This window comes from Nocardia asteroides (assembly GCF_900637185.1).
In the GTDB taxonomy this organism is placed as follows: domain Bacteria; phylum Actinomycetota; class Actinomycetes; order Mycobacteriales; family Mycobacteriaceae; genus Nocardia; species Nocardia asteroides.
Genome location: NZ_LR134352.1, coordinates 4968127 through 4995019, shown reverse-complemented (window position 1 = coordinate 4995019; position 26893 = coordinate 4968127). Strand labels below are relative to the sequence as shown.

The following is a 26893-nucleotide window of genomic DNA, read 5'->3' as shown; positions in this document are numbered from 1 at the left end:
CGAGAAACGGATACGACGCGATGAAGATTCCCGGAGCAATCACCGCCAAGGTTCAGTCGACCATCCCGATGGATCTACAGATCCAGGGTGCACACCTATATGACAAGACTCGCCGATGGATGACCGGAACGAACGGGGAGAAGCTCTTCGTCGAGAGGCCCATCCCGCCAGTCGAAGAAGTCGCGCTCGCCGACATCGACCTCAGCAACCCTTTCCTGTACCGCCAGGGACGCTGGCAGTCCTACTTCGCGCGCCTGCGAAACGAGGCCCCAGTCCACTATCAGCCAGACAGTCCGTTCGGTCCGTTCTGGTCCGTCACGCGGCATGCTGACATCGTGGCCGTCGACAAGAACCACGAACTCTTCTCCGCTGAGCCGTTCATCGTTATCGGGGCTCCGCCCCGTTTCCTCGATATCGAGATGTTCATCGCGATGGACCCGCCACGACACGACGCACAGCGGGCCGCTGTTCAAGGCGTGGTCGCGCCGAAGAACCTGCGCGAGATGGAGGGCCTGATTCGATCGCGCGTCCAAGAGGTGCTCGACGATCTACCCGTAGATAAGCCGTTCGACTGGGTGCAGAACGTCTCGATCGAACTGACCGCGCGGATGCTTGCGACCCTGCTGGATTTCCCGTACGAGCAACGTCACAAGCTCGTCTACTGGTCGGACCTCGCAACCTCGCTGGAGCAGGCCAACGGTGGGCCATCGGACAACGATGAGGTGTTCCCCGGCATGCGCGACATGGCGAGAGGTCTCAGCGCTCTCTGGCACGACAAAGCGGCCCGGACAGCCGCTGGGGAGCAGCCCGGATTCGATCTGATCACGATGTTGCAAAGCAATGAAAATACCAAGGACCTGATCGACCGCCCGATGGAGTTCTTGGGCAACCTCGTATTGCTGATCGTCGGAGGGAACGACACGACCCGGAACTCGATGAGCGGCGGCGTTCTTGCGCTCAACCGCTTCCCTGAACAGTTCGCGAAGCTGAAAGCGAACCCCGACCTGATCCCCAACATGTGCTCGGAGATCATCCGATGGCAAACTCCGCTTGCCTACATGCGCCGTGTCGCCAGAGCTGACACCGTTCTTAACGGGCAGTTCATCCGCAAGGGCGACAAGGTAGTGATGTGGTACGCCTCGGGAAACCGCGACGAGCGAGTATTCGAACGCTCCGACGATTTCATCATCGACCGGTCAAACGCCCGCAACCACATAGCCTTCGGCTTCGGTGTTCACCGCTGTATGGGCAACCGGCTCGCCGAGCTGCAGCTGCGGATCCTCTGGGAGGAGCTACTTCCTCGCTTCGAAAATATCGAGGTTGTCGAGGAGCCCGAGTACGTGCAGTCCAACTTTGTGCGGGGCATCAGCAAGATGATGGTCCGTCTCACCCCGAAAACCAGCATATGACCACGCGGCGGGCCGTCATCGTCGGGGGCAGCCACGCCGGGGTCCAACTCGCCAGCAGTCTGCGCCAAGAAGGATGGACCGACGAGATCACCATCATTGGAGAAGAGGCGGTATTACCATACCACCGCCCTCCGCTGTCGAAGGCATACCTGGCAGGGAAGCAAACCCTCGACGAGCTCGCGATTCGCAGCGCCGAGTTCTATAACAAGCAGGAAATCCAACTCGTGGATGCAACGGTGGAGGCGATCGACCGTTCGGCTGGCCTGCTCTCACTGAGCACCGGCGACGAAGTGCCCTACGACAATCTCGCACTGTGCACGGGCGCTCGCCCCCGTCGACTCCCCGTGCCCGGTGTCGACCTGGCCGGGGTCTATTACCTACGCTCCGCGGCGGACGTCGAGATGATCCGAGAGGAAAGCAGCCCGGGGCGCCGGGTCGTGATCATCGGCGGCGGATATATCGGACTGGAGACGGCCGCCTCGCTGCGTGCGCTGGGTCTGCAGGTCACTGTGCTCGAGGCTACCGAACGCGTCCTCGAACGGGTCACCGCCCCCGAGGTATCCGCGTTCTTCGACCGAATTCACCGACAGGAGGGCGTGAACATCCGAACAGGCGCGCTAGTCGAGGCCCTATCCGGAGACGTCAGGATCCGAGAGGTATTCCTGTCCAGCGGCGAATCAATTCCTGCCGACCTCGTCATTGTCGGCATCGGCGTGGAGCCGAATACCGAACTCGCCGCCGGCGCGGGTCTGCTGGTCGACAACGGGATCGTGATCGACGGCCAGAGTCGGACCAGCGACCACAACATCATGGCCGCTGGGGACTGCGCCAGTCACGACATGGCCCGTTACGGCCGTCGCATACGCCTGGAATCTGTACCCAGCGCGGGCGAGCAGGCCAAGGTCGCTGCCGCGACCATCTGCGGGAAGTCAAAGAACATAGCTGCGCTTCCATGGTTCTGGTCGGATCAATACGATCTCAAGCTCCAGATCGCCGGTCTGAACACCGGCTACGACGAAGTCGTACTCAGCGGAGATCCTACCCGGGGCCGCGAATTCACATGCTTCTACCTCCGTGCTGGCGAGCTGATTGCCGCCGACTGCATCAATCGCCCCCGTGACTTCATCTTCAGCAAGCGGGCCATCACCCAGCAGCTTCGCATAAGCCGGGCAGAACTGGTGCTCGCTGGCTCGCCCTGAGTGACCGACTCTCGGGCGACTCGCACGACGACTGCGTGCGAACAGCATTCAGAAAGGAATGTCAGTGACGTACGCCATCCATCTGCCGCTGGCGAAGAGTCGGGAGCGACTCTCGTCAGTCCTCCTGGCGCCACTGCCGAGCCGGGTCGATGCGGCCCTCCTGCGGGCCAGTGATCAGTGGCCTGTCCGTGAGCTGGCAATGCCCCCCGCAGGGTCGGGCCTCAAGCCGATCCGAGGGACCGCTGGTCTGCCTGTGCTCGGTCACACCCTGGACTACATCCGTTTCGGATCCAGCTTCACCCGGGCCAGGTACCAGCGATTCGGGCCCGTCTCATGGATGGGCGCCTTCGGCACCAAGATTGTGATGGTGGCCGGTCCAGATGCCATACAGGAGGCGCTGACCGTCAAGGCGAAATCGTTCTCACAGGACGGGTGGGCGTATCTCATCGACGCCTTTTTTCACCGGGGTCTGATGCTGATGAGCTTCGACGAGCACAGGATGCATCGACGAATCATGCAGGAGGCGTTCACCCGCGACCGCCTGACCGCCTATGTGGACCAGCTCGGGCCGCCGCTCGAGACCGGTATTCCCGCGTGGCCAGCGGGCCAGTCCACACGCATCTATCCACTGCTGAAGGGCCTGACCCTTGACGTAGCGACGAAGGTCTTCATGGCGGATCGGGGTGGCAGTGAGGACACTGACGCCATCAACGACGCCTTCGTGGCGGCCGTGCGTGCGGCCAGCTCGATCATCCGTTTCCCGCTGCCGGGGACTCGGTGGCGGGCCGGAGTCCGTGGGCGTGCGCTCCTGGAGGACTACTTCACCTTCCACCTGCCGGCGGCGCGGAGCGCCCAGGGAGAGGACCTTTTTGCGGCGCTGTGCCATGCCCGCACGGCCGACGGTCAAGCTTTCACCGATGAGGACGTCGTCAACCACATGATCTTCTTGATGATGGCGGCACACGACACCTCGACCATCACCAGCACCGCTGCCGTCTACTTCCTCGCCAAGCATCCAGCTTGGCAGGAACGGGCTCGGGCCGAGTCCGACCAACTGGGCGGACGTCGCCCAACTATCGACGACCTGGACGCGCTGAAGACTCTCGACCTGGTGATCAAGGAGACGCTACGGCTGGTGGCGCCCGTGCCGATCATGATGCGTAAGACCATCGAGGATGTCGAAATCGCCGGACACCAAATCCCCGCAAACACACTGGTAGCCGTGGCTCCGGCGGTGAACCACTTCGACGAATCGTACTGGACCGATCCCGACACTTTTGACCCTGACCGCTTCACCGAGCCGCGGCATGAGGACCGGAATCATCGCCTCGGGTGGATCCCCTTCGGAGGAGGCGTGCACAAGTGCATCGGCCTGCATTTCGGCACTCTCGAGGTGAAGGCGATCCTGCATCACATGCTGCGAACCTACACCTGGACGGTCCCTGACCAGTATGAAGCCAGGTGGGACAACACCTCGCTCCCAATTCCCGTCGACGGATTGCCGATAGACCTGGAGCACAGATGAAAACGGACCGGATGACATTCTTGGGAGCGACCGACTTCCTCGACATCGAGCACGAGTTAGTCCGGGAGTTCACCGCCACTGTGATCGGCGACGCGAGCACCGGCCGAGAGAAGGCGAAGCGTCTCTTCGCCGCCGTTCGCGACCGGGTCTGGTATGACCCCTACACGGTGTCTGACGACCCTGCCCACTATCGCGCGAGCTTCGTCCTCGAGTCCGGGCGCGCCTATTGCGTCCCGAAGGCGGTGCTCTTGACCGCGGTGTGCCGTGCGGCGGGGATCCCTGCGGTGCTTGGCTTCGCTGACGTCCGCAATCACTTGCAGACAGACGCGTTGCGAGCGCTCATGGGTGGCACAGACCTGTTCGTCTATCACGGTTACAGCCTCCTCAATATCGACGGCCGGTGGTTGAAGGCGACGCCCGCGTTCAACACCGAGTTGTGTGCGCGTTTCGGTGTGCCGCCGGTGGATTTCGACGGCGATCGCGATGCACTACTGCACGCCTTTTCTGCCGACGGAGCCGAGCATATGGAGTACGTCCGCGAGCGGGGCGTCTACGACGACTTGCCGTTGAACGCGATCCTGGCCGAACTTCGCCGCACCTATGGGCCTCTTATCTTCAAGCGGCCCCAGGTGATCGCTGACGCTTTCACCGATACACGCGCCCACCGCACCCATCCCGACGGGATCGCCCGCGATCCCCATTCACCTACGGAGGTCCGATGAGCGCGACGATCCCAGCGGGCGTCTTGGACGTGCGCAACCCCGCCGACGGTCGGCTCATCGCAACCGTCGCTGTCGACGACCGCGAGACAGTAAGTCTCGTCGCTGCTGATCTTCGAGACGCTCAGGTCGGGTGGGCCGAAGCCGGCCCACGCCAACGCGCCAAATGGCTGCATCGCTGGCGGGACTGGATCCTTGATCACACCGACGAGCTCACCAACTTGTTGCAAGCCGAGACAGGCAAGGTGCGTCCCGACGCCCTGGTGGAGACGACAGCATCGTGCGAGTTCATCAGCTACTACGCCGACCATGCCGCGCAGTTTCTCGCCGGCGAGCAGGTCAGGTCCTCGAGCCTGCTGACCTTGTCGAAACGACTCACTACGACCTATCACCCCTTCCCGGTCGTCGGCATGATCATGCCGTGGAACTTCCCGATCACCCTCTTCCTCATGGACGCAGCGCCCGCGCTGGCAGCCGGCTGCGCGGTCCTGGCGAAGTCCTCGGAGGAGACGCCGCTGACGTGCGCGCGGATCATCGAGGGCTGGCACGAGATCGGCGCCCCCGCGGTTCTGGCGCACGTTGTAGGTGATGGCGATTCGGGCGCAGCCGTGGTCGATGCCGCTGACTTTGTACAGTTCACCGGCTCGACCGCCACCGGGCGTGCGGTCGCGATCCGCTGTGCCGAGCATTTGAAGCCGATGAGTCTGGAGCTTGGCGGCAAAGATCCGGCGATCGTGCTGGAGGACGCCGACCTTGCTCGTGCGGTGGAGGGAATCGCGTGGGGCGCTCTGTTCAACGCGGGACAGGTATGCATCTCTGTCGAGCGGGTGTATGTGGTATCTGAGGTTTACGACGAGTTCGTGGCGCGGCTGACCCAACGTGTGCGGTCCCTCGCCCATGGTGCGGCCGGTCGCGACGTGGGCGCAATGGTCACCGCGAGGCAGGTCGATATTGCCGATCGCCACGTCAGCGAGGCAGTGGTGGCAGGTGCGCAGGTTCTGGCTGGCGGAACTCGGAGTGCGGTCGGAAACTACTACGCTCCGACGGTCCTGGTCGGTGTCGACCACACGATGGCCTGCATGACCGAGGAGACCTTCGGTCCCACGATTCCGGTGATGCAGGTCGCGGATGAGAACGAGGCCATCCGCCTGGCCAACGACTCGGCGTACGGCTTGTCTGCGACGGTGTGGACCCGAGACCATGCTCGTGCTCAGCGCATCGCATTACAGCTAAACGCGGGAGCTGTCAACATAAATGATGTCTTCAGCAACCTGTTCGCCACCACACTGCCGCACAGTGGATGGAAGGCCTCGGGCATCGGTACTCGGCTCGGCGGAGCTCACGGGCTACGCAAGTACTGCCGGGTACAGGCAGTGACAGAGCCACGGATCCCTGTCCTGTCGCGAGAACTCACCTGGTACCCGTACACCCCGCGGCGCGCGGCCATGGCCGGAAGAGTGTTGCGCGCGGCGGCCGGTCGCGGCCTATGGCAGCGCCTCGGCCTCAACAAGGAGAACAGCAAGTGACGACACACCGTGCCCGCACCGCCGCAAAGACCGTAGCTATCACCGGCGGGGCCCGCGGCATCGGCTACCAGACCGCGAAGGAGCTGATTCGACGAGGCCACCGCGTCGCCATCGGCGATGTCGATGAGAAGCGCGCTCAGGAGGCCGCCACCGAACTCGGCGTGAATATCGTTACCCACCTCGACGTAACCGACCCCACTTCGTTTCGGCAATTTCTCGAGCTGGTCGAGGAAGAGCTCGGCCCCCTCGACGTGCTGATCAACAATGCGGGCATCATGCCCACTGGTCACGTACACGAGGAAGACGACACGGTGACCCGGAGGCAGGTCGAGATCAACGTCCTGGGAGTCGTCTTTGGGACCAAACTAGCCCTTCAGCGAATGCTGCCGCGGCGCGCTGGGCACATCATCAACACCGCGTCGCTGGCCGGCGAGCTCGCTGTGCCTGGACTGGCGACGTATTGCGGTACCAAATTCGCGGTCATCGGATTCACCGAGGCGGCACGGCACGAGTACCGCACGTCAGGCGTCGAGCTGTCCACCGTTAGGCCCACATTCACCAACACCGAGCTCGTCGCGGGAACCGCTGGTGCCAAGGGACTGCGCAATGCCGAGCCCGAGGAGATCGCGCGGGCGACAGCCGATCTTATCGAGCGCCCGCGTCCATTCGTACGCGTCACTCGCCTGGCCGGCGTATTGGTCGCGGCGATGAAGTTCGTCCCTGGCTGGCTGACCGCCAGGCTCGGATCCGCGCTGGGCACGGACTCGGTATTTCTCGACGGCGTCGACACAGCGGCCCGCCAGGCCTACCTGGACAGAATCCGGAGCCACTGACCCGGTCTTCGATCCCCGTTGGCCCCCTCATTCACCCGAAAGGATTCACATGCCCCGCAGGACCCTGGTCGATGACTACCCGCACAAGATGGGGGGACACAGCGGTTCTGGCGCTATGCGGGATCTTCTGCATTGGCATGGACTGGGGTGGGATGGGCCGCCCGACGAAGGTCTGGTGTCCGCTCTCGGCGGCGCACTGGGGTTATCGTACCTCCGGTCAAGCGACCTCGTTCCACCGCTGTACCTGGTAGGACGAGGCGCCGACTTCGAAATTGATCTGCCCCGCCGACTCGGCGCGCAAGTCCAGGTTCTCACGACCGATGATCCCCGAGAGGGTGGTCATGGGTTCTCGACGAGCTCGAAGCAGGCAGACCCAGCCTGGTATGGGGAGATATCGGTGAGTTGCCGTACCTCCGCGTCCAGTTCCAGATGAGTCGCCACGACATCGTCGTGATCGGTCACGACGAGGCCGAGGGGATCGCCTTTGTCGTAGACAATGACCGCGCCGAGGTGCAGAAAGTCCCGCTCGATGCACTGGCTCGGGCGCGGTCCTCGAAGTCTTTCCCGCAACCGACGCGCCACTGTACATACCGCATCAGCTGGCCGAGTGCGCTGCCGGACGTGGCGGAAGTAGCGGCGGAGGCATTTCGACAGTCCGCAGCCGGAATGCGCCGCCCATCGCAACCCGGGATCGTCGATCTCAGGGCAGCGGCATCCGGTGCGGAGGGCTTGGCCGCGGCGGTGCAGCTGGCGGCCGACATTCAGACCTGGGCCGATCTTCCGGTGGACGACCTCGAGACTCTCCTGTTCAGCCTGAGCGCTTTCATTGAGAAGGCAGGTACTGGCGGCGGGCTGTTCCGCCGATTGCTAGCCGATGGCTGCGCAGATGTCGCTCGTCTGACCGGGGACTCCGCCACCGCTCAACTCGCCGTAGCGGCCAGCCGTTGTGCGCAGGCGTGGACCGCCACTGCGCGTGCCGGTATCCGCCGCGACGTTGATATACGAGTTCGCCTGGCCGGGGTGGCCTCGGCCGCTAGCCAACTACCAGAGCTGGAGACGGACCTGGTCGCGTCCCTGGAGGCTGCTTCCAGTTCGCTGACGGCTGGGATCGCTGACAGCAGCCCCATGTCGCCGGCCAGCGGCGAATCAACCCCCAGATCGCCTACGTTCGAAGACACTCTTGAATGAGGAAATGCTATGCAGAGCACGATGATGAACGTCCCGTTGACGACCGCGGCGATTCTGCGCCACGGCTCGAGTGTGCACGGCTCGGCGACCGTGCGGACTTTGCAACTTGACGGAAGCGTGAAGGTTGCTACGTTCTCCGAAATCGGACGGAGGTCCGCTCAGTTGGCCAACGCATTGCGGGCTTGCGGGATCACAGGCGATGAGCGCGTCGCGACCCTCATGTGGAACAACCAGGAGCACGTGGAGGCCTACTGCGCAGTGCCCTCGATGGGAGCGGTGCTGCATACCCTGAATCTACGGCTCGCCTCCGATCAGCTTGTTTACATCGGTAACCACGCTCAGGACCAAGTCGTGATTGTCGATGGAAGCCTAGTACCCATGATGGCCTCAGTGTTGCTGCAGCTCACTAGCGTGCATACCATCGTTGTCACCGGAGATGTGGACCTTACCCCGCTGCACCGTGAGGGACTGACAGTCGTTGATTACGAGGAGTTCATCTCCGCCCAGCCCGAGACGTTCGACTGGCCAGACCTCGACGAGCAGTCTGCGGCCGCGGCCTGTTACACCTCTGGCACCACCGGCGACCCCAAAGGTGTCGCCTATAGCCACCGGTCGACTTACCTCCACTCGATGGCGGCCTGCGCCGCCGACGGACTGAGCGTGAGCAGCGATGACCGAATCCTCCCCATCGTCCCGATGTTCCACGCGAACGCCTGGGGGCTGGTCTACGCCGCACTCATGGCGGGTGCCGACTTGCTCATGCCTGACCGGTTCCTACAAGCCGAGCCGCTCGTGCGGCTGATCGACGTCCACAAGGCAACCATCGCCGGGGCAGTCCCGACCATCTGGAACGACGTCTTGGACTTCCTGGATTCCCACCCCAGCTACGACATCTCGTCTCTAGGCCTGGTCGCTTGCGGTGGCTCAGCTGTACCCGTTCATCTGATGAAGGCCTTCGAAGAGAGGTACAACGTACAGGTTGTACAGGCGTGGGGAATGACCGAGACCTCGCCACTAGCGGCTGTCGCGCGGCCGCCGGCGTCGCTCGACGCCCAGGAGCGGTGGCGTCTGCGAGCGACCCAAGGTCGTCCGGTTGCAGGAGTCGAGCTGAGGATCGTCGACGACGGAGGCAATGAGCTCCCGCACGACGGCGAAGCCGTCGGTGAGTTGCAAGTGCGCGGACCTTGGATTACCGGCTCGTACATCGGCGAAGAGGATGGCGGGGATAAGTTCCAGGACGGCTGGTTGCGCACCGGCGATGTCGGCCGGATCGACGAACGCAGCTTTGTCACGCTGACCGACCGCACCAAGGACGTGATCAAGTCCGGCGGGGAGTGGATCTCCTCGGTCGAGCTCGAACTTCTGCTCGCCGGTCACCCCGACGTGCTCGAGGCATCAGTAATCGGGGTCCCGGATGAGAAGTGGCAGGAACGCCCCCTCGCTGTGATCGTCGTACGCGACGGGCGGCAAGTAACACCTGCCCAACTGCGTGACTTCCTCGACGGCAAGGTCGCCACGTGGTGGCTGCCTGAGCGCTGGAGCTTCACCGCAGAGGTGCCCAAGACCTCGGTCGGCAAGTTCGATAAGAAGCGGTTGCGCACCCTGCATGCGAACGGCGAGCTGACCGTCGTCGAGATTTAGGAATTATCTCCATGCCTGGTCCTGAGTAGGACGGAACAGGACATTGATACCCATAGTGCGAAGCTTTCGCGACACCGGCGACATTACCGTGCACGTCGACATCGGCGAAAGGCTGCAAATGAAGATGGGAGTCACCTCCCAGTGCACGGCACGTTTCGCGCCGGTGGTGGTGGAATGGGGCCACCGGCTGCGCACCCCCTCTGGCGTGCGCGATATGTATTTGCATAGTGGTCACGCTCGAGATCGGTGTTGGGTGCGGCTTCATCGACAGGAAGGCTGACCATGAGCAATCTATCGGACACGGGCGGCAGGTCGTCCGATCCTGACTTGGAGGAATGGGTGCGTTCGTTCCGACTTTTGGAACCTCGATCGACTGAGTTGCCTCCCCACCATCCCAACTGTCTCGGTTGTGGACCGGCCAACCCGCATGGGCATTTTCTGACGGCCCAGCGCTGCGCAGGCGGCGTGGTCGCTCACCACCGATTCGATCGACGTCATGTAGGAGCGCCCGGAATAGTGCACGGGGGCGCTGTGGCGACAGTAGTCGACGACCTATTCGGTTTCCTGCTATACACCGTCGGCGAACTCGCCGTGACGCGCCATCTCGACCTCGACTATCTTGCTCCGGTTCAGCTCGACACTCCCTACGCCCTGCACGCCGAACTACGGTCTCGAGATGGCCGGAAATTACATCTCGGGGCCAGAATCGAGGATGCAGGGGGACATTTGGTTGTCACGGCCACAGCACTGTTCATTGTGGTCGATGTCAAACATTTCTTGCAGTCGCCGGTGAGTGCAAGGAGACAGGCATGACTGTACCGAGCGAGCGAGCACTGCTCCTGGATGCCTTGCTAACCGATCACGGCTCGGCCGGACCTTACGAGGCGTTCCGGCGGCTGCGCCAGACGCAACCAGTGTTGGTTACACGATCGGGCGTGCTGGTATTGAGCCGCTACGACGATTGCGCGGCGGCGCTCCGCGACCGCAGCCTCGGCAAGGCCGACGAGTCGCTGGGCTTCGGCTTGTCCGACATTCCTGAAGAGCTGCACCATCAGGCCATGCACCGGTTCCGACGCACCATGCTGTTCCGCAACCCTCCTGACCACCACCGGCTGCGTCGGTTGGTCGCCGACGTGTTCACCCCGAGGCACATCGACGAGTTGCGCGGCCGCATCGTCACACAGGTCAATCACTTGCTCAATGTCATGGAAGCACGGGTCTCCGTCGACATCATCAACGATCTGGCGCTCCCGCTGCCCGTGAATGTGATTGGAGATCTACTCGGGGTGCCCTTTACTGATAGAGCGGTAGCAGCACTGATAGAGCGGTAGCAGCCCCACTGGTGCGGGCCCTGCTGGCCTCGCTCGAACCCGGTGCCGATATCGCAGCCTTGACAGCAGCCTGCGACGCCGAAGACCAACTTGCCGCATATTTCGCTGACCTGTTGGCGGTCAAACGCGCCCGCCCTACCGATGACCTACTGAGCCGGCTCGCCGTCGCGAATGGCGACGACATCCTAGACGACGACGAATGCGTCGGCACCGCGATTCTTTTGTTTGCGGCAGGGTTCGAGACCACCACGAACCTGATCGGCAACGGCGTCGCCGCGCTGCTCGCCCACCCTGACCAAATGCGCGAACTTCGTGCCAGGCCAGAGTTGGCGAGCAACGCAGTCGAAGAACTATTGCGCTATGAGTCCCCCGTCCAGACCAACGGGCGTACGGTGCTCCAGCCGACGCGACTGGCGGGAGTTGATTTACATCCCGGTCAGGTCGTACTGATCCTGCTTGGGGGCAGCCAACAGAGACCCGGATCGGTTCGACGACCCCGACAGTCTCGACATCACCCGAACCGGGGTCCCGCCATTGTCGTTCGGGGCCGGCATCCATTTCTGCCTCGGCGCACCGCTTGCACGGCTCGAAGGGGCAATATTGTTCCCGCTCCTGGCGTCCCGATTTCCCGATCTTCGGCTGGTCGAGCAGCCCCGCTGGCGCACCGGGCTGTCTTTTCGCGGACTTTCGACCTTGAAGGTGGTCACCGCATAAGTCGTTGGTTCATCGGACAGAGTTGATCCGGCAAACAACAAGGCCCCTGGCGGCTTTGCCGATGAGCGCCTCCTAACGGCTGTCCATAATTCGTTCGACTAGCAGTGAGTATTGTTCTGGGGGTAGCCACTCGGCGGCTTATTCGATGATGGAGTTGATCTCCGGGCTGTGGCCACGCATGTTCGCTCGCCCGACCACACGGCTTCCGCACGAGGGCACCGACCGGTCGTTGCGGGGCCGACATCGGGAGTTGTGTTTCGAGGGCCGGGTGTTGCTGGTGGCCAGGTACTGCGGACGCATCTGACGATGCGTCAACCCGCGGCGGTATTCGGAATGGAAGCCGGCCAAAGCCCGGTGATCGACGACCTGGTATTACGTTGGCGCTGCGACCCCGGTCCGATCCCGCATGGTGTGGCGCTTACGGTGGTCAGCATCTGGTCCGACCTGCGACCGCACATTGCCGCACCGAGTAGGAACCACTGGTACTCGACCCACCATCTGGTCGCCAGCGACGCCCGATAACGAAGTCGTCGTCGTGATCGGACGTCCGTTGCACCGCAGGCCTGGACGGAATCCGGCCCGACGCCTGCCGCACCGCTATGGTCATCGCCGACGGCGGCTACCAGGGAACGGCCTCTTCATCCCGCACCGCCAGGCGCCCGGTGTCGGACTGCCGAAATGGAACAGGCCCACAACAAGTTCCACCGCTAGGTTTACGAGAAATCCCTGAGTAAACCACTCTTTGCCACGTACCGCAAACTGGCGATCGCGTGGGCAGTCGCGGACTACTTCCGCGGGCCGCTCACTTCCATCGATGCCAGGTTCAATTCCGGCCGAATCAGGGATCTGGCACTATTTCGTAATTCGACTGTGTGGGTTGCTCAGCCGCTCAGAAGGATTCGCCGAAGGTGGCGTCGCCTCTCACACAGCTCCTTGATGATCGCGGCAAACGAACGTGACCAGCGGGTGCGTCGAATCCGGGCTGGCGGTAGAGTCATGTCGAAGCGCCACTGGCCATTTGGGTCTATGCGAGCAGGTTCGGTCATAATTGGGGGCCCGATGATGTGAGCGGCATCGAGGAAGGCCTGATAGGCGCGGACGAGGTTCGGCTGACTTCGATAGCCGCAGGCGGTGATCGCGTCAAACAGCAGGGCGGCGTCGGGTGCATCCCTTATTCCACCGCTGAGGAGATAGGGCTTGAACTCGTAGATGATTCCTGGACCTCGGCGAAACGCTGCTGGCATCGGATCGCGACCCTGTCTTGGCGCAGACCTGGCTCGACCGGACCACGATGCAAGCCTGCGGAGACCTCGGCGATATCGGGTAGTTGCGGGGGCGTCATCGAGGCAGCCCGCCGCGGCGGTCAGGCAGTGTCGGCGGTGCGATAGCGTGTTCGAGGGCGTCACCGACGTTCTCCCAGATGTGCCACCGATCAGCGACCTGGAATCCTACTGGCTCCCCGCTGGCCACACCTCCGGAGTAGGGCTGTCACCCAATCCTGCAGGAGCCCCGAACGGCTCAGGCTCCAACCGGCTAGACCAGGAACGGGGCGCACTCTCGGGCCGGACACCACGACAACCGGGCAGTCACTCAGATCGGGCATGTGCCATTAGCCGACCACCCGAGCACGTCGGCGACGAGAGTTCATCACCAAAGTTCGCTCCCGACTGGCTGTTCTGCTGACGCCCTGAAGCGGTCCGCAAGTGTGAACGGATCCGGAAAGTGCGTTCGGCTTACCGTTGCGCCGGTTCAATGGTAGGCATTGACTCCAACCGCTTCCTCCGCGCACCACGCGTAAGCCGGAGGCGTCGCAGACGATTTCGACGGCCCCGGCGAACGCAACTGACTTTGTGGCCTTCGTCGACTGTGCGTCCAGGAGAGAGCGGGATGAGTATCAGCGCGCCTGCGAGGCTGATCACGGCCAGCGCGAACGCGGAGTGTTCCACTCCATCCCAGAAGGCGGCTTTCGCATACTCGGCGAGGGGCTCTCCCGCAGCCCCCGCGCGCTCAGCGACTTCGAGTGCACCAGCCAGCGAACTCCGCACCGGGTCGCGAGCAGGCTCAGGAAGGCGGGGTAACACCTCCGCGATCTTCGACGTGTAGTTCGCCGACAGGATGCTGCCGGCGACGGCGACACCGACTGCGGCGCCGATCTCTCGAGTTGCGTCGTTGACCGCAGCTGATACCCCGTGTTTCTCCAAGGGCGTGTCGAGCATGATCGCGTTGGTGGCGGGAGCGGCCGACATGCCCAGGCCAGCGCTCATGATCAGCAGCGGCCAGAGCGCATCGAGGTAAGACGAACCGGTGTCGAGGCGCTGGAGGGCCAACAAGCCGACTGCGATGGTAAGTAGCCCGGTCGTGGTCGTCACCCGGAGCCCCAGCCACGCGGCGATCATCGGTGAGACGAGAGACATCACGATGAGGGGAGCAACCATCGGGGCAAGCGCCAAGGCCGAGTGCAGGGGCGTGAACCCCAAGATGAGCTGGAAATGCTGCACCAGCAGGAACATCACACCGAAAGTCACGAGGAATTGAATGGTTATCGACAACGCACCGCTCGAGAAACCTCGGCGGCGGAACAGCCGTACATCAAGCAAGGGGTGCTCGACACGGAGTTCAGTGACGATGAAGGCCACGACACTCATTGCGCCGGTCGCTCCCATGGCGAAGACCCAGCCATCGGTCCAACCACGCGTCGGAGCCTCCATGACCGCGAATACCGTCGTCCCGATCGCCAGTACCACCAAGAACATGCCGCGAACCTCCAGCCGCGGGCATTCGGTGTCTTGTGAATCAGGGACGGTGAGACCAAGCACCAACAGCAGCAGTGCGACGACGGTCAGGCCGACGAAAATCGAGTGCCATGACCAACGTGTGAGGAGCAGACCGGATCCGACCATACCGATTACTCCGCCGGAACCGGCGACACCTGCCCACACCCCGACCGCGTACTCCCGTTTGTCCACCGGTAAGTTTGCGGTCAGCAGCGAGAGAGTCGCAGGCATGACAAAGGCGGCTCCGGCTCCCGCTACAGCCCTGGAGAGCATGAGCCATATCGGGGCGTCGACCAGCACGGGCACCAGAGAAGCGACCGCGAATACGGCCAAGCCTGCCGTCAGAACACGTCGACGGCCATATCTGTCGCCGATCGCTCCCCCTGGCAACACGAGGCAAGCAAGCACCAGCGTATAGCCGTCGACTATCCAGGTAAGCGCGTTTTGATCCGCGCCCGTGTCCAAGGCTATAGCGGGGAGCGCGGTATAGAGCGCTGCCATAGCCGCGACAACGAGAGCCACTGCGCCGCAGGTGACAATCATGGTCCAGGCTGCGGATCTTCGGGCGTCGAGCAGGTGTCCATAGCGGATCATGTCGGTTCCGGTTCCATTCGCAAGCGGCTGGTTGTCGCCGTCCGTCTTCGCGGTCCGTAGTTCAACTCGGCGTCGCCTCGACTTCGTCTAGTGATGACGGCGTGGGGTATGGCGGGCGACCGCGGCCTTGAATCCGATAGCGACCCCAGAAGTCTCGATCACCGATGGTTCCGGCAGCTTCGCCGGCAGAAGTCCGGACCACTACCGAACGTCGACGACCCTGCAGAAACTCGTCGAGAATGTCACTCTGTCCAACCCGCCCGTACCAGCAGAAGCGGCCATCGATGGGTTGGAAGAAGCCGCGCAGCTCGACCTGTACCTCGACTTCCGTGCTTGCCATGATCACCGTCGCGGACCCGATGTAGTCGGAGTCATCGTGCGGACTATGAGAATTCACTGTGGCTTCCTTCGCGTGATCGCCAGCCGACGCCTGCAACGGGATCCACCACACCAGCACTGCCGGTGTGGTGGGCCGACGTCGGAATCCGAGGGCGTTGACCGCTTGACAATCCGGTCTGCCGCAGTCAAAGTTACCTCATACCCCGAGTATCCGCTACCCATCGTTCGGGTAACTTTGGGCGGGAGTCCAAGCATTCCGACGGGGTGGCACACCGTGCCAGATACGCCGATGCCGTGCCATCGGCCGAGTCGAGAGATGGACAAATGACATCAAGCGAAGTACGAAGCCACAGCGCCGGGCCGATAGCCGTTACCACTGACGGCATGGCCCGCGTGAGTGGACGCCGACGCACCGATCTTCAACGATCGGCCGGGCGACTGCTCAAGACCTCTGCCGAGAAGTCCTATGACGCCGAGGTTGACATCGACTGGGATAGTCCATGGTGGCCGGATAAGGCATGGCTGCCCGAACACCGGGTGTCGCTCTTCGGCACCGAGATCTGGGACCGGCTCTCGGACGCACAGAAAGTTGAGCTGGGCAAGCATGAACTCGTGAGCATTCTCAGCTTCGGAATCTACGCTGAGAATCTGCTGAGCATGGCGTTGCTACGGCAGAACACCACAGGGGACCTCGTCGACAACAAGTCGCTGTACGCACTCGCCGAAGTTGGCGACGAGAGCCGCCACTCCATGATGTTCGCGCGCTTGATTGCCAAAACGGGCATCCCGCCCTACAAGCTCCCGCGCGGGTTCCTTTCGATGGCGAAGATCCTGCACTTCATCCCGCTGGGGCCGTCCATTCAGGGTGCGACGCTGTTGATCGAGGAGATCCTCGATAGGGCCCAGCGCGAGGCGATGAATGACGAGCGTCTACAGCCACAGGTCCGGCAGTTGATGAAGATCCATGTACTCGAGGAGGCACGCCACATCACGTTCGCGCGAACCGAACTTGTCGATGGCATGCGCGTACGGGGGCGAGTCTCGAGAGCATGGCATCGCGGCGTGCTCGCGGTCGTCGCAAACTTGGCTTATCCGATCTTGATTAACCCGAAGCTGTATCGTGTCGTCGGCGTGCATCCACTACGTGGGTTCTTGGCGTGCCAGTCCGGTCCACACTACCGGGAGAATTTGCAGTTCATGTCCGAGCCGATGATCCGGTTCTTTGACGAGGCCGGCATGATCGAAGGGCGCATCACAATGTTCCTGTGGCGTCTGTCCAGGAGCCTCCCCGAGGATATCGCCCAGCGGTGAGCAGCCCAGTCCGGCGAAAACACAAGCGCACGGACGTGGCGAGGAATTTCGCACGACACATGAATTTGCGGCTAGCACTGGGCGAGCCGCACCGGCCAGAGGAAACCGATGAGCAAAAGTCGATCTGCCAAGTATGCACAAAAGTCCAATGGCTCGGGAGGTGACGGAGCGCGAATCACAGTCCACCGGGCGCAAGTCCTCATCGTCGGAAGCGGATTTTCGGGAATGGGGATGGCAATACAGTTGCTGAGAGCGGGAATAGATGATTTCCTAATTATCGAGAAAGAGACCGAGATCGGCGGAACATGGCGCGACAACACGTATCCGGGCTGCGCATGTGACGTTCCTTCGCATATGTACTCGTACTCCTTCGAACCCAAACCGGACTGGAGTCGGCTCTGGGCAGGGCAGGGCGAGATCCAGAACTATCTCACCGGGCTAGCACGCAAGTACGATCTGTATCGGTACACTCATTTTGGTCGGACACTGCAATCCGGACATTGGGATCCCGATGATTCCGCCTGGCATCTGGTCACATCCGACGGCCACGAGTACATCGCCCAGTTCCTAGTCTCAGGAGTCGGAGCGCTACACATACCGAGCATCCCTACAATTGACGGGCAGAAGAACTTCAACGGCACGGTCTTTCATTCGGCGCAGTGGGATCATGATTGCTCATTGGCGGGCAAGAAGGTCGCCGTGATCGGCACCGGAGCCAGTGCGATTCAGTTCATTCCCGAGATTGCCAAGGAAGCCGCTGAACTGCACGTATACCAGCGGACGCCAGCATGGGTACTACCAAGGAAGAATGTCAAGATTCCGGAATCTATCCGGGCGGCATTCACCAGGATGCCGATTCTTGCGAAGGCAGTGCGGGCGGCTGTCTACTGGTCAGCAGAATCGTTGTCAATGGGCCTCAATGGCCACCTCAACCTCATGCGCCCACTTGAGAGCATTGCCAAGTGGAACATCGCACAGGGAATCGATGATCCCGTGTTGCGCGGTAAACTCACGCCTAGCTATCGCATCGGATGTAAGCGGATTCTCGGCTCGAGTGACTACTATCCAGCACTGAATCGACCAACCACAACCGTCATCACCGAAGGTATCTCTGAGATAACCGAGGACGCGATCGTGTCACGGAACGGCGAGAAGCGTCCAGCGGATGTGATCATCTACGCGACCGGATTCCATGTGACCGACGGGTTTGAAAGCCTTCGCCTCAAGGGCTCGTCCGGCAGGGAACTCGCAACGGTTTGGTCGGACGAAGGGATCCAGACGCACCTCGGCATCACCACCGCCGGATTCCCCAATCTCTTCTTCCTACTCGGCCCCAACACGGGGCTGGGCCATAACTCCGTAGTCTTTATGATTGAATGCCAGATCAGATACATTATCTCGGCGATCGATCTTGTCAACAAACGTGGCGCAGCTGCGCTAGAAGTACGCGAGCCGGTCCAGCGGAAATTCAACTCCGAAATTCAGGCCAAGCTGGTCAAGGGAGTCTGGAGTAGCGGCGGGTGTACAAGTTGGTACCTCGACGCACAGGGTGTCAACCGAACTGTTTGGCCGGGCTTCACATGGCAATACTGGCGGCGCACTCGCAAACTGGCGCCGGCGGATTTCGGATTTATCGGCGACTTGGCCGGTACACAATACACCGCCGACCTCTCGAAGGCGCTCGAAAAGGGGAACCTTCCGAAATGAAATACTTCAGAGACCGGGTGGTCTCGGTAACGGGGGGCGGTTCGGGCATCGGCCGCGCCGTCGCAATTCGGCTCGCTGGCGACGGCGCCCGGCTCGCGATCGCTGATATCGACGCGGAACGCGCACAGGAGACCGCCGCTGTTTGCAGTTCGCTTGGTGCAGAATGCCGACCCTATGAGCTCGATGTAGCCAATCGTCACGCATTCCAGGATTACCGGAACCGCGTCCTGGCGGAATTCGGATCGATCAGCATGGTCGTCAATAACGCGGGCGTTGCGCTAGGCGCCGATGTAGTGGACATGGAATGGATCGACTTCGAATGGTTGATGGGCATCAATTTCTGGGGTGTGGTTAACGGAACAAAACTATTTCTTCCGGATCTGATTGATTCAGGTGACGGCCACGTTGTCAATGTTTCGAGCGTTTTCGGGCTGATGGCCATACCCAGCCAGAGCGCGTACAACGCGTCCAAATTCGCTGTCCGAGGTTTCACCGAAGCGCTGCGTCAAGAGATGCGAATTAACCGCTTGCCCGTAGGTGTAACCTGCGTTCATCCCGGTGGCGTCCGGACCAATATCGTGCGGGATGCTCGGGGCGTCGGCACAATGGGCGATCAAAAGAAGATTGTTGCCGGATTCGATCGGATTGCTCTCACGACACCCGAAGGCGCTGCGGATTCAATCATGAAGGGCGTGCGTCGCAATAAGCCGCGCGTTCTCATCGGGCCTGACGCCCTCGGCTTCGATTTTATTACGCGGGCGGTAGGGCCACGGTACCAGGACCTCAACGCGCCTCTGGCCCGCCTCGGATTCGCGATAGGTCGCCGATACGGTCTGGTGAATTACAACATTTGATGCCGGACCGCCGGGCCATACGGACGTCCTAGAGTGACTGTCCAGCATCGAGGGAGATGGAATGTTCTCGAAGAAAAATATGCCATGTGAGCTCACTGTGTCCCGCGTGGTGCAGGAGACGCAGGATGCCGTCTCGATATGGTTTGACGTCCCGGAGCATCAATGGGCAACATTCTCGTACACTCCGGGACAGTTCCTTACGTTGCGCATTCCTGGGAGTGGCGAGAGGGAACCTGCAGCCCGTTGCTACTCGCTGTCGAGTTCTCCGCACACCGAGGACGAGCTGGCCGTAACAGTAAAACGCACAGCGGGTGGGTATGGATCCAACTGGCTGTGCGACAATATCACCACTGGCACTATCGTGTCCGTGCTACCGCCTAGCGGACACTTCACGCCGCAGGATCTGAATTCGGATATGGTACTGCTAGCAGCTGGCAGCGGCATCACGCCAATCATCTCAATTATCAAGTCAGCTCTGCTCGAGGGTGATGGCCATCTTGTGCTTTTCTATGCGAACCAGGACGCAGAGAGCGTAATTTTTGGCGAAGACCTTCGCTATATGGCGAAACAGTTTCCGGAACGGCTCATTCTCATAGAGTGGCTGGAGAGCGAGCGAGGACTCCCGGACCGAGAAACTCTCTCAGAACTCTGCAGCGCATATAAGAATCGAATGTACTTCGTGTGCGGTCCAGCGGCTTTCATGGACCTAGTGGGCGACGTAGCGCATCATGTCGGCATCCCGCATGGCAATCTCCATCGAGAAATTTTCCAATCTCTTCGTTCCGATCCGTTCGACACCGAAATTGGCGTCAAGCAGTCGATGACCACGGAGCAGGCACGTCTCGTGGTCTACCTGGATGGTGACCGTGCCGAGCTTCAATGGCCCAAGGATCTTACGCTCGTCGAAGTCCTGCTGAACGAGGGCTTTTCGCCGCCGTACTCGTGCCGCGAAGGCGGATGCGGCGCGTGCGTATGCAAGGTCATAGATGGTGACATACAGATGAGAGTGAACGACGTACTCGACGAGGACGACATCGAGGAGGGCGACCGCCTGGCTTGCCAGTCTCTACCGATCACCGATACCGTCATTGTGACATTCGGCTAACCGTCCACAACCAGCGGTGGCATCGCCAGAATCCAGGCGTTAACGGGCTGCCGACCTCGTGTACTTGTCCATCCGTGTAGCCCGTAGCGTAGGATCGGCATCGTGGCAGGCGCGCGACGGAAAATGTTGGAGGTCGGTAGCTCGGTGGTTCGGCGAGTTGACGCACGATCAAGCCGTTGGGAAGAGCATCGGGCCGTAGTGCGCGCGGAGCTGGTCGATGCCGCGTACCAAGCCTTCGCTAAATATGGCCCCGAGGCCAGCATGGACGATATCGCCCGGGAAGCAGGCGCAACAAAACCTAAGCTGTATCGCCACTTCAACGACAAACAGGGCCTCCGTGCCGCTGTGGTGGAGCGGGCGAAGGACCTCATGTGGACCAACATTCTCGATGCGGTCGACTTCGGATCCGAGCCGATCGGTAAAGTGATGAATCAGCTCGTCGAGCAATATACGCAATTGGTCGACGAGCACCGCAACGTTTTCAAATATCTCGTGCGGAGTCATTTTAGCGAGAGCTCATCAGAATCCGATCAGGCCCTGGAGGATGCACGCGAGCTCGCCGGTTTCATTGCTGGCCATTTCGCCGCCGTGTTGGAGAACGTTGGCGCGGACAGCACCGGCATAGATTTGGTCGTGCAGTCAATCATAGGGGCCAGCCTCTCCGCAACCGATTGGTGGATTGACTCGCAAGCCGACCCATCCGCGATGTCCCGCTCGGCCTTCCGGGATCATCTCAGCGCTATCATTTGGGGAATTATCGATGCGTCGTCACGAGCCCGGGGAATCCGAATCGATCCGACTGCGACGCTGCACACCGAGAATATTGGACTGCTCTAGGCGGATTTCGCAAGACAACGAAGTCTGATCAAAGGCCTACATTCCAGGCGTACCATCTCGGTCGCTTTGCCTTTACTTGCCAGGCCCAGCACGGCCGACGAGCAGGTTCAGGACCGCGCTGGGGTGCGGGGTCTGCTGCAGATTAGAAGGGATTTCGGGCTATAGCTACTGTAATTGCTGATGAGGGTTCTGGAAGGAAGCTGCGCTGCAATGTATCCAGCCCCATTGCTCACGTCATACCACCTCGCGTTGGCAATCATTCTATCATTTCCTTGATATTCAATTGCTTCAGTGCCAGTGGCTGATGCACCGGTGCTACATGTGAGTGCGATACGCATCCCACCGGGCCGGGCACCGGCAAGGACGCCATCGGTCCCGCTCTGCAACCAGTCACCACCGGTGCACTCGGAGTCCGAGGTCTCGAACCGGCGCGCTTGCTCGGCGGGTCGGTCGGAAATCCTAGGCTTGGCGAAGGCCGGAGTGAGATGTGGTGGGTGGTCTCACCGAGCGGCGTGCCAAGGTTATTCGGGTCGTCGATAATCGGCTCAGGGCCGTAGGGACGATCGGCTCGTTGGGAAGGCGCGGCAGTCTGGCGCAGTGACCGGGATAGACCGGGACGGTGGGCGTCATGTCAAATCCCCGTGGCCCCCAGCGCAGCCAGGGCTGCGCGCAGGCGGGTGGTGGCATCCTCGGCGACCGGATCGAGTGCGGGCTGACCGGTGACTGCGACCATGAACTGAGGGTTCATCGCTTCGACGATGATGGTGTCGGTGTCGGTGTCGGTGTCGGTGTCGGTCCGGTCGCGACGGACCACGACATTGCAGGGCAGCAGCAGCCCGATCTGGCGGTTGATCTCGACCGCTCGGTGGGCCAGGGGTGGGTTGCAGGCGCCGAGGATGCGGTAGTCCTCCATGTCGTGGCCGAGGGTGGCTTGCATGTCGATCTCGGTGAGGATGCCGAATCCTTGCTCGGCCAACGCGTCTCGGGTGCGTTCGAGCGCGTCGTCGAAGGTGGTGTGCAGCGTGGTCGACAGGGCCAGGTCCATTCGTGTGCTCCGATCCGAGGAGAGCGGTCAGGCGGTAGGGGTTGGGCAGGTCGTGTCGGTCAGACCGAATCGGCGCATCACCAGGGTGGCCGGGCACCAGCCCGCCGCGCTGTAGAGCAGCAAGTTCGCCCCGACCAGGGCGGCCAGGATCAGCCACCACGGAGACAGGGTCACACTCAGCAATACGCTGAGCAGGACCAGCGTCCCGGCCAGGGCCGGGACGAGGCGGGTGATGGTCCATCCGTGCGGTCGCGGTGGCAATGCCATCGGCGGGAGTCCTTCCAGTGTGCGTACCCGACCCCGCGCTGTGTGGGGTCAGGCTAGGGCGAGAAAGAGCTTTTCCAGTTCGTCGATGCTCATGGGCGCGGCCTCACCGTCGGGGGTTTCGGTGAGGCATTCGCGCAGGCCGGTGGCGACGATCTTGAATCCGGCGCGGTCGAGCGCTTTGGAGACCGCGGCGAGTTGGGTGACCACGTCCTTGCAGTCGCGCCCGTCCTCGATCATGGCGATCACCCCGGTGAGTTGGCCCTGGGCGCGGCGCAGTCTGTTGAGGACTTGCGTCATCGCCTCGTCGTTGGCGTTCATCGATGTTTCCCTTCTCGGATCCTCCCCAATATACCCCGTGGGGTATTGAGCGGGGGATCCGAGGAAGTGGGTTGGCCGGTGGTTCAGTGGTGAGCGAAGCTGATGGTGGGAAGCACCCGGGTCAGCCACGCCGGGCTCCACCAGGCAGCGTGCCCGGTCAGGCGCAGGATCACCGGCAGCAGCACCAGCCGCACCAGCAGTGCGTCGAGCAGGACCGCGACACCCAGGATGATGCCCATCTCCTTCGGGGGCAGCGGGTCGGCCAGGGCGAAGGTGAAGAACACCGCCACCATCACCGCCGCGGCGGCGAAGATGACCCGCCCCGAATGCGCGAGCCCGTCCAGGTGCGCGGCGTGCGGGTCGCCAGAGCGTTCGTAGTGTTCCTTGGCGGTGGCCAGCAAGAACACCGTGTAGTCCATCGCGATGGCGAAGATCATCGCGAAGAAGAACACCGGCCCCCACCCGTCCAGGAACCCCTGCGGGGTGAAGCCCAGCAGCTCGGCGCCGTGCCCGTCCTGGAAGATCAGCTTGGCCACCCCGAACGCGGCCGCGGTCGAGAGCAAGCTGACCAGGGTTCCCAAGGCCGCGATCAGCGGGGCCTGCAACGCGATCAGCAACAACACGAACCCGAGCACCAAGATGATGGCCACCACGATCGGCAGGTAGTCGTCGAGGGCTTGTTTCAGGTCGAGGTTTTCCGCCGCCGCGCCACCGACCACCGCGTCGGCGGGCAGGTCGGCGCGCAACCGGTCCAGGATTTCGGCCATCTGTGGTGCCGAGGGATCGACTGCGGGCATGGCCTGCATCATCACCACATCAGCGCCGTCGGCGGCGGGCTGGGGCGGGGTGAGCATGACGATGCCGTCGCTGGCGCGCGCGATGGTCTCGCTGGCCGCCGCGTCGGCGGTCGGGCTGATGATCGAGAGCATGCCCGGAGCGCCGGACCCCATCTGCTCGGCGATCAGTTCATAGCCCTGGCGCACCGGCGCGTCGGTGGGCACGACCGCGATCGAGGGCATCGCGGTCTTGAGCCCGAACACCGGCGCGGCCAGCCCGATCAGGATGGCCAGTGCCACCGCGGCGAACGGCCACGGATGCTTGTGCAGGATCTGGGCCCAGCGCGCGAACACCGGCGAGCGGTGCTGCTGGCGGCGCGTGTAGGGCAGCGCGGCGGCGTTGATCTTGGTGCCTAGCGCGCCGAGGACGGCGGGCAGCAGGGTCAGGGTCGCGGCGAGGACGAACACCACCGCGAGCATGATCCTGACCGCCATGGTCCGCACGGCGGGAGCGGGCACGATCAGCACCGCCGACAAGCTCACCAGCACCGTCAGCCCTGAGAGCAGGACGGCTTTGCCTGCGGTGTCCATGGTTTCGGCGACCGCGGCGCGGGGATCGCCGGTGCGGGCCAGCGCGTCGCGGAAGCGCGCGACCAGGAACAGCGCGTAGTCGATGCCCAGGGCCAGGGCGAACATCATGGCGAAGTTCATCGCCCACACCGAGATCGGAGTGATCTGGTTCAGCAGCACCAACCCACCCGCGGAGGCCACCAAGCCCGCGAGGGTCAGCAACAGCGGCAGCCCGGCCGCGACCAGCGATCCGAACGCCAGCACCATGATCGCCAGGGTGACCGGCCACGACAGCATCTCGGCCTGGATCATCGCGTCGTGGTTGGCGACATTGAAATCGCTCCACAACGCCGACGCCCCGGTCGGATACACCTCGATGCCGTCTTTGGACAGCGCGGTCAACGAGTCTTTGTGCTCGTCGACGGCTTTGACCATGTCATCGGTGGAGGCATTGGCGCCCGCGATCACGATGCCGGTGTGTCTGTCAGGGCTGATCGTGAACCCCGGTTGCGGGGCGATCACCTGCCCGATCCGCTCGTCCCCGGCGAAGACCGCCGTGGCCTGCTCGACCACCCGTGCCATCGCCGGGGCACCGATGGTGGCGGTGTCGGAATGGATCACCACCTGCACCGCGGCCGAGGAGTTACCACCGAAGTGCTGCTGGGCGAGTTCACGGGCGCGGACCGATTCCGAGCCGTTGGCTTGCCACCCGGCCCCGGCCAGGGAGGTGAACACACTCGGCGCGGCGGCGCCCAGTGCGATCAGCACCAGCAGCCATATCCCGATCACTGCCCGGGTGCGCCCGGCCATGAACGCGCCCCACCGGCCCAGCAGTCCTGGCCCGGAGGTCGTGCCGGGTGGTTTCGCCGAGGCGGTATCGAGCTTCGTTTCGGTCATCGGGAGGGTCTTCGCCGCAGCCACCGCAACCGGCGGGCCCGAGGCGTTCGCGCGACTCTACGACACCGCCGGAAACCGGCTGCACACGCACGGCAACGACCTCGGGCCCACCGCGCTCGCCGAATCACTGTCCGACGCCGACATGGACCCGGCACTGGCCCAGTACCTGGACGACCCCGGTCTCGACAGCGCCGTCACCCGCTCACACCAGGCCAGCCAGAATGCCCTCGGAGGCACCGGCGGCAGTCCGATCATCGTCATCGACGGCCACGGTTTCCAGGGACCCGTCCTGACCGAAACCCCTGCCGCCGAGCAGGGCCCGGTCCTGCTCGAGGCGATGGTCACCGCAGCCACCACCCCGGGGTTCGCCGCCCTGCACCGCCCCTACCAAGGTCCCCCGAAAATCGAGACCACCACCGAGGCGGGCCGCTGATGTGCTCCCCCGTGCGATGCCAGACCTGCGCCAAGACCACCTGGTCGGGGTGCTGCGCCCACATCGACCGTGTCCGGGCCGGAGTCGAACCCGAACAGTGGTGCCCTGGCCACCCGCGCGTGCAGGCGGGCACACCGTGGTGGCGTCCCCGAAGAAAATGAGGACATCGGCGTCAGTGCGACGTCACCGGCTGCCATTGTTGTTGTCGCCGTAGTACATGGCGTTGAGCGCGCCCGGTCGCGAGGTACCACTGGCCGGCCAGGACCGCGGCGAGCGCGAGTTCGACAACGTCACCGCCGTAATACATGATCTGGGCGCCGAGCTGCACATCGCCGACAGCGAACGATGTTCCCGCCGGTCCGGAGGCATACAAGGTCTTGGCCAGATCGCATGCCCCGCGGCAGCCGCGACCAGCGTCGCCGCCCGCAGCAGCAGCGAGTACCGGTGCCGTACCGGCTCGAGCTGGGTCACCGCCGCGGAAAACAGCACCCCCGAGGCGAAGACGTGTACGAACACCACCGCATGCAGGCCCATCCGGTCATGCACGGCCGCGAACATGCCGGTGCGGTAGAGCAGCCATAATCCGCCGATATCGAGCACCGCCGCCACCGGCGGGAACATCAGCACCGCGACGACCCTAGACCGCACGATCCCGAGCAACCTGGCCCTGGCCGGTTTGCCCAACGCGCGGAGCGCGAGCGTGATCGGGCGAGCCAGCACCAGCGCCAGCGGCGCCACCATTCCCACCACCATGTGCGTGGCGAACGGTTCGCCCGGCAGCGGCGCGAGCGCCGCAACGATCAGCAGCACACCGCAGCTCAGAGCCGCGGCTGCCGGCCACCACGACCAGTGGTCACCGCGGGCCCGTAGCCGCCACACTGCCGCCAGATATGCACCGACGGCGGCGAGTACGAGCACAACGACGATCCCGGTCAGATACTCACCCGATACGTCGGGACTGTGATGTTCGTGCACGGCCCG

At 62.8% G+C, this 26893-nt stretch carries 24 protein-coding genes and 1 pseudogene; 17 read left to right on the top strand and 8 right to left on the bottom strand.

The window, feature by feature from the left end; genetic code table 11:
• Positions 1–20 precede the first annotated feature (20 nt).
• From EL493_RS23305 to EL493_RS33965, 11 genes and pseudogenes are all read left to right on the top strand, one after another.
• Positions 21–1409, top strand: a complete 1389-nt coding sequence (locus EL493_RS23305) for a cytochrome P450 (protein ID WP_019050197.1) — start codon at positions 21–23, stop codon at positions 1407–1409.
• Positions 1406–2608 (top strand): NAD(P)/FAD-dependent oxidoreductase, encoded by a 1203-nt coding sequence (locus EL493_RS23300; protein WP_019050198.1) that lies wholly within the window; start codon positions 1406–1408, stop codon positions 2606–2608. The genes EL493_RS23305 and EL493_RS23300 overlap by 4 nt, the downstream gene beginning before the upstream one ends.
• Positions 2609–2672: 64 nt before the next feature.
• Positions 2673–4133, top strand: coding sequence for a cytochrome P450 (locus EL493_RS23295; protein ID WP_022565928.1), 1461 nt, complete (start codon positions 2673–2675; stop codon positions 4131–4133).
• Positions 4130–4855 (top strand): transglutaminase domain-containing protein, encoded by a 726-nt coding sequence (locus tag EL493_RS23290; protein WP_019050200.1) that lies wholly within the window; start codon positions 4130–4132, stop codon positions 4853–4855. Before EL493_RS23295 ends, EL493_RS23290 begins: the two co-directional genes overlap by 4 nt.
• Positions 4852–6378: an aldehyde dehydrogenase family protein gene (locus tag EL493_RS23285; RefSeq protein ID WP_019050201.1), complete on the top strand. Its 1527-nt coding sequence runs from the start codon at positions 4852–4854 to the stop codon at positions 6376–6378. The genes EL493_RS23290 and EL493_RS23285 overlap by 4 nt, the downstream gene beginning before the upstream one ends.
• Entirely contained in the window at positions 6375–7211 is an 837-nt protein-coding gene (locus EL493_RS23280) for an SDR family oxidoreductase (protein ID WP_019050202.1), read from the top strand. Before EL493_RS23285 ends, EL493_RS23280 begins: the two co-directional genes overlap by 4 nt.
• 49 nt (positions 7212–7260) lie before the next feature.
• Positions 7261–8315 (top strand): annotated as a pseudogene (locus tag EL493_RS23275) (BtrH N-terminal domain-containing protein); the annotation flags it as partial.
• Positions 8316–8408: 93 nt separating this feature from the next.
• On the top strand, positions 8409–10040 hold the full coding sequence (locus tag EL493_RS23270) for a long-chain fatty acid--CoA ligase (protein ID WP_019050205.1): 1632 nt from the start codon (positions 8409–8411) through the stop codon (positions 10038–10040).
• A 282-nt stretch (positions 10041–10322) separates the two neighbouring features.
• Positions 10323–10853, top strand: coding sequence for a PaaI family thioesterase (locus tag EL493_RS23265; RefSeq protein ID WP_022565926.1), 531 nt, complete (start codon positions 10323–10325; stop codon positions 10851–10853).
• Positions 10850–11371 (top strand): cytochrome P450 family protein, encoded by a 522-nt coding sequence (locus EL493_RS33250; RefSeq protein WP_198041206.1) that lies wholly within the window; start codon positions 10850–10852, stop codon positions 11369–11371. Before EL493_RS23265 ends, EL493_RS33250 begins: the two co-directional genes overlap by 4 nt.
• 11 nt (positions 11372–11382) lie before the next feature.
• Positions 11383–12111: a cytochrome P450 family protein gene (locus EL493_RS33965; protein ID WP_198041205.1), complete on the top strand. Its 729-nt coding sequence runs from the start codon at positions 11383–11385 to the stop codon at positions 12109–12111.
• Positions 12112–12966: 855 nt separating this feature from the next.
• Here the strand turns inward: EL493_RS33965 and EL493_RS23255 are convergent.
• From EL493_RS23255 to EL493_RS23245, 3 genes are all read right to left on the bottom strand, one after another.
• Complete coding sequence (locus tag EL493_RS23255; RefSeq protein WP_022565923.1) at positions 12967–13329, bottom strand: hypothetical protein; 363 nt, start codon at positions 13327–13329, stop codon at positions 12967–12969.
• Between the two features lie 489 nt (positions 13330–13818).
• Complete coding sequence (locus EL493_RS23250; protein WP_022565922.1) at positions 13819–15453, bottom strand: MFS transporter; 1635 nt, start codon at positions 15451–15453, stop codon at positions 13819–13821.
• 61 nt (positions 15454–15514) lie between these two features.
• Positions 15515–15910 (bottom strand): DUF4873 domain-containing protein, encoded by a 396-nt coding sequence (locus EL493_RS23245; protein ID WP_022565921.1) that lies wholly within the window; start codon positions 15908–15910, stop codon positions 15515–15517.
• A 206-nt stretch (positions 15911–16116) separates the two neighbouring features.
• Between EL493_RS23245 and EL493_RS23240 the strand changes: the two genes are divergently transcribed.
• The 5 genes from EL493_RS23240 (at position 16117) to EL493_RS23220 (ending at position 21606) form a co-directional block, all read left to right on the top strand.
• Positions 16117–17103, top strand: a complete 987-nt coding sequence (locus EL493_RS23240) for an AurF N-oxygenase family protein (protein ID WP_051719633.1) — start codon at positions 16117–16119, stop codon at positions 17101–17103.
• 225 nt (positions 17104–17328) lie between these two features.
• On the top strand, positions 17329–18810 hold the full coding sequence (locus tag EL493_RS23235) for a flavin-containing monooxygenase (RefSeq protein ID WP_022565919.1): 1482 nt from the start codon (positions 17329–17331) through the stop codon (positions 18808–18810).
• Positions 18807–19664 carry an SDR family NAD(P)-dependent oxidoreductase gene (locus tag EL493_RS23230; protein ID WP_022565918.1) on the top strand — a complete coding sequence of 286 codons (858 nt, stop codon included), beginning with the start codon at positions 18807–18809 and terminating at the stop codon, positions 19662–19664. Before EL493_RS23235 ends, EL493_RS23230 begins: the two co-directional genes overlap by 4 nt.
• 61 nt (positions 19665–19725) lie before the next feature.
• A complete protein-coding gene (locus tag EL493_RS23225) occupies positions 19726–20769 on the top strand; it encodes a ferredoxin--NADP reductase (protein ID WP_022565917.1) in 1044 nt (347 codons plus the stop codon).
• Positions 20770–20967: 198 nt separating this feature from the next.
• Positions 20968–21606 (top strand): TetR/AcrR family transcriptional regulator, encoded by a 639-nt coding sequence (locus tag EL493_RS23220; RefSeq protein ID WP_019050212.1) that lies wholly within the window; start codon positions 20968–20970, stop codon positions 21604–21606.
• Between the two features lie 631 nt (positions 21607–22237).
• On the opposite strand, the gene EL493_RS23215 is transcribed toward EL493_RS23220, so the two are convergent.
• The 4 genes from EL493_RS23215 to EL493_RS23200 all read right to left on the bottom strand — a co-directional run bounded on the left by EL493_RS23215 (position 22238) and on the right by EL493_RS23200 (position 25479).
• Positions 22238–22651, bottom strand: coding sequence for a DUF302 domain-containing protein (locus tag EL493_RS23215; protein ID WP_019050213.1), 414 nt, complete (start codon positions 22649–22651; stop codon positions 22238–22240).
• 27 nt (positions 22652–22678) lie between these two features.
• Positions 22679–22918 (bottom strand): YgaP-like transmembrane domain, encoded by a 240-nt coding sequence (locus EL493_RS23210; protein WP_022565916.1) that lies wholly within the window; start codon positions 22916–22918, stop codon positions 22679–22681.
• Between the two features lie 48 nt (positions 22919–22966).
• Positions 22967–23236, bottom strand: coding sequence for a metal-sensitive transcriptional regulator (locus tag EL493_RS23205; protein ID WP_019050215.1), 270 nt, complete (start codon positions 23234–23236; stop codon positions 22967–22969).
• A gap of 83 nt (positions 23237–23319) precedes the next feature.
• Positions 23320–25479, bottom strand: a complete 2160-nt coding sequence (locus tag EL493_RS23200) for an MMPL family transporter (RefSeq protein WP_074965658.1) — start codon at positions 25477–25479, stop codon at positions 23320–23322.
• On the opposite strand from EL493_RS23200, the gene EL493_RS23195 reads away from it, so the two are divergent.
• Positions 25391–25912: a mycothiol-dependent nitroreductase Rv2466c family protein gene (locus EL493_RS23195; protein ID WP_170211469.1), complete on the top strand. Its 522-nt coding sequence runs from the start codon at positions 25391–25393 to the stop codon at positions 25910–25912. The genes EL493_RS23200 and EL493_RS23195 overlap by 89 nt on opposite strands.
• 183 nt (positions 25913–26095) lie before the next feature.
• On the opposite strand, the gene EL493_RS23190 is transcribed toward EL493_RS23195, so the two are convergent.
• Positions 26096–26887 carry a cytochrome c oxidase assembly protein gene (locus tag EL493_RS23190; RefSeq protein WP_022565914.1) on the bottom strand — a complete coding sequence of 264 codons (792 nt, stop codon included), beginning with the start codon at positions 26885–26887 and terminating at the stop codon, positions 26096–26098.
• Between the last annotated feature and the right edge of the window lie 6 nt (positions 26888–26893).

What these genes read in the sequence shown, in the direction of transcription:
- EL493_RS23215 (WP_019050213.1), bottom strand. Translation starts at nt 22,651, where the DNA reads ATGGACCTGGCCCTGTCGACCACGCTGCACACCACCTTCGACGACGCG.
- EL493_RS23270 (WP_019050205.1), top strand. Translation starts at nt 8,409, where the DNA reads ATGCAGAGCACGATGATGAACGTCCCGTTGACGACCGCGGCGATTCTG.
- EL493_RS23205 (WP_019050215.1), bottom strand. Translation starts at nt 23,236, where the DNA reads ATGAACGCCAACGACGAGGCGATGACGCAAGTCCTCAACAGACTGCGC.
- EL493_RS23195 (WP_170211469.1), top strand. Translation starts at nt 25,391, where the DNA reads ATGAACGCGCCCCACCGGCCCAGCAGTCCTGGCCCGGAGGTCGTGCCG.
- EL493_RS33250 (WP_198041206.1), top strand. Translation starts at nt 10,850, where the DNA reads ATGACTGTACCGAGCGAGCGAGCACTGCTCCTGGATGCCTTGCTAACC.
- EL493_RS23290 (WP_019050200.1), top strand. Translation starts at nt 4,130, where the DNA reads ATGAAAACGGACCGGATGACATTCTTGGGAGCGACCGACTTCCTCGAC.
- EL493_RS23240 (WP_051719633.1), top strand. Translation starts at nt 16,117, where the DNA reads ATGACATCAAGCGAAGTACGAAGCCACAGCGCCGGGCCGATAGCCGTT.
- EL493_RS23255 (WP_022565923.1), bottom strand. Translation starts at nt 13,329, where the DNA reads ATGCCAGCAGCGTTTCGCCGAGGTCCAGGAATCATCTACGAGTTCAAG.
- EL493_RS23305 (WP_019050197.1), top strand. Translation starts at nt 21, where the DNA reads ATGAAGATTCCCGGAGCAATCACCGCCAAGGTTCAGTCGACCATCCCG.
- EL493_RS23225 (WP_022565917.1), top strand. Translation starts at nt 19,726, where the DNA reads ATGTTCTCGAAGAAAAATATGCCATGTGAGCTCACTGTGTCCCGCGTG.
- EL493_RS23230 (WP_022565918.1), top strand. Translation starts at nt 18,807, where the DNA reads ATGAAATACTTCAGAGACCGGGTGGTCTCGGTAACGGGGGGCGGTTCG.
- EL493_RS23285 (WP_019050201.1), top strand. Translation starts at nt 4,852, where the DNA reads ATGAGCGCGACGATCCCAGCGGGCGTCTTGGACGTGCGCAACCCCGCC.
- EL493_RS23210 (WP_022565916.1), bottom strand. Translation starts at nt 22,918, where the DNA reads ATGGCATTGCCACCGCGACCGCACGGATGGACCATCACCCGCCTCGTC.
- EL493_RS23265 (WP_022565926.1), top strand. Translation starts at nt 10,323, where the DNA reads ATGAGCAATCTATCGGACACGGGCGGCAGGTCGTCCGATCCTGACTTG.
- EL493_RS23250 (WP_022565922.1), bottom strand. Translation starts at nt 15,453, where the DNA reads ATGATCCGCTATGGACACCTGCTCGACGCCCGAAGATCCGCAGCCTGG.
- EL493_RS23235 (WP_022565919.1), top strand. Translation starts at nt 17,329, where the DNA reads ATGGGGATGGCAATACAGTTGCTGAGAGCGGGAATAGATGATTTCCTA.
- EL493_RS23300 (WP_019050198.1), top strand. Translation starts at nt 1,406, where the DNA reads ATGACCACGCGGCGGGCCGTCATCGTCGGGGGCAGCCACGCCGGGGTC.
- EL493_RS23200 (WP_074965658.1), bottom strand. Translation starts at nt 25,479, where the DNA reads ATGACCGAAACGAAGCTCGATACCGCCTCGGCGAAACCACCCGGCACG.